This is a genomic window from Shinella sp. M31, assembly GCF_049199205.1.
In the GTDB taxonomy this organism is placed as follows: domain Bacteria; phylum Pseudomonadota; class Alphaproteobacteria; order Rhizobiales; family Rhizobiaceae; genus Shinella.
Map to the genome: position 1 here is coordinate 61,393 of NZ_JBLZPH010000042.1, position 2,209 is coordinate 63,601.

Annotated in this window: 2 protein-coding genes; one reads left to right on the forward strand and one right to left on the reverse strand. The window is 60.2% G+C overall.

Features of this window, described 5'->3' with window-relative positions; all coding sequences use genetic code 11:
* Nucleotides 1-7: 7 nt before the first annotated feature.
* Nucleotides 8-1,051 carry a LacI family transcriptional regulator gene (locus tag ACOZKU_RS06385; protein WP_314084483.1) on the reverse strand — a complete coding sequence of 348 codons (1,044 nt, stop codon included), beginning with the start codon at nucleotides 1,049-1,051 and terminating at the stop codon, nucleotides 8-10.
* A 413-nt stretch (nucleotides 1,052-1,464) separates the two neighbouring features.
* Here ACOZKU_RS06385 and ACOZKU_RS06390 point away from each other — a divergent pair.
* Nucleotides 1,465-2,209: ABC transporter substrate-binding protein (locus ACOZKU_RS06390; RefSeq protein WP_421578136.1), on the forward strand; the 745-nt coding region annotated here is incomplete at its 3' end.

The window sequence follows — 2,209 nt, forward strand, 5'->3', positions numbered from 1 at the left end:
TTGCGTGTCAGATCTGTTCCGTCGCGATCGGATAGCTCAACGTCTGAAGCTCTTCCGGCGGAATGCCCTCGATGCGGGCGATGACCGCCTTGGCAAGCTCCCGGCCGGCAAGTCGGATATCCTCGCGCATGGTCGCGACCTCCGGCCGCAGCCATTGCAGGAACATGTGCGGCTCCTTGGAGACCATGTCGACGTCGTGGCCGAGCTTCTTGCCGGTTGCCTCCAGCGCCGCGATGAGCGCCACCGCGCCCCCGCCGCTGCCCGCGACGATGCCGTCGGGGGCATCCGGGCCGCTGAACAGGATTTCGGCGGCCTTGCGGATATCGACGAGATTGTTGTCGAGATTGACGGTGTTGAACGGAATGGCCGTCGCGCCGAAATCGCGAACGCCGCGTTCAAAACCGCCATGCATATGCAGGTAGAAGGTCAGATAAGGCGGCGGCTGAAGCAGCACGAGGCGCTTGCGGCCCATTTCGGTGAGCTTGCGTACGGCCTCATAGGCAAAGCGCTCGTTGTCGAAGTCGTGGTAGGGGTGGACGAGCCCCATTTCCGTGCGGCCATGCGTCACGAAGGGAAAATTGCGCTCCATCATCAGCGCGACGCGCGGGTCCTTCGGCTCGGTGCGCGAGATGATGACGCCATCGGCCGCGCCCGTTTCCAGAACATAGCGCACAGGATCGAGCGCGTTGCCCTGGGTTCGGTAGGGCGTCACGACCAAATGATACTGAGTCGAGGCGAGGATCTCCGAGATGCCGATTACCATCGGGCTCGTCAGGCCCATGATCTCTTCCTCAAGGCTGAGGATCAGGCTGATGACATTGGTCTTGCCGGTGCGAAGACGCACGCCTGCGCGGTTTGGCTGATAGCCGATCTGCCGCGCAACGAGGCGCACGCGCTCCTTCGTCTCGGCGCTGATGTCGGAAGCGTCTTTCAGGGCGCGGGAAACGGTGGTGATGCCGAGACCGGTCATGAAGGCGATCGTCTTCAGCGTCGGCCGTTCATTGGGGGGCGGAAGCGCTGCCGCCTGGCCTTCGCTCTTCTTGTTGTCCATCCCCTGCCTGCACCTCTCCATATGAGCGGCCGGTTATACATTTTTTAACCCCGGCCGCTACTCCCTCCCGAAGCTGGCTATAAATCTGTAACGATACAGGTGTTTTGTCGAGGTGAAATTTCCTGAAATTTGCAGATGCAGTTATTTGTGCAGCCTATTGCGCCGCAAACCGATAATTTATGCGGTTGCGAAGCCTGCATCACAAGGCTGATTGTGAATTGTGGAATATATCCTTTAAATTCAAATGCTTATTTATATTTCTCTTTGCTTTTCGAGGCCGAGTTTCGCACAATAAGTTGCCGTTAAAATAAGCGTTTGAAAGAAATCTTGCATTAATTCTCCATGCCCTGTTGCGCGATTAAATCGATTGGACTAGGTTTTTCCGGCAACGTTTCAGTGAGGGAGGAGAACTCATGAAAATTCGCTCTATGGCTGCTGTCCTGGCAGCGACCGTGGTCCTGCCGTTCGCCGCAGCCAATGCGACCGATCTGGAAGTGACCCATTGGTGGACGTCCGGCGGGGAGGCCGCGGCGGTCGCCGAACTGGCAAAGGCATTCGATGCGACGGGCAACAAGTGGGTGGACGGCGCGATTGCCGGCTCCGGCGGCACGGCGCGTCCGATCATGGTCAGCCGCATCACCGGCGGCGACCCGATGGGCGCCACGCAGTTCAACCACGGTCGCCAGGCCGAGGAACTGGTCGAGGCCGGCCTGATGCGCGACCTGACCGATGTCGCGACCAAGGAAAAGTGGAAAGAGATCATCAAGCCGGCGAGCCTGCTCGACAGCTGCACGATCGACGGCAAGATCTATTGCGCGCCGGTCAATATCCATTCTTGGCAGTGGCTGTGGCTGTCCAATGCCGCCTTCGAGAAGGCGGGCGTGGCGGTTCCGAAGAACTGGGATGAGTTCGTCGCGGCCGGTCCGGCGCTGGAAAAGGCCGGCATCGTTCCGCTGGCCGTCGGCGGTCAGCCCTGGCAGGCAGCCGGCGCCTTCGACGTGCTGATGGTCGCCATCGCCGGCAAGGACACCTACTACAAGGTCTTCAAGGACAAGGACGAGGACGTCGCCGCCGGTGCCGAGATCGGCAAGGTCTTCAAGGCTGCCGACGATGCCCGCCGCATGTCCAAGGGCACCAATGTGCAGGACTGGAACCAGG

What these genes read in the sequence shown, in the direction of transcription:
- ACOZKU_RS06385 (WP_314084483.1), bottom strand. Translation starts at nt 1,051, where the DNA reads ATGGACAACAAGAAGAGCGAAGGCCAGGCGGCAGCGCTTCCGCCCCCC.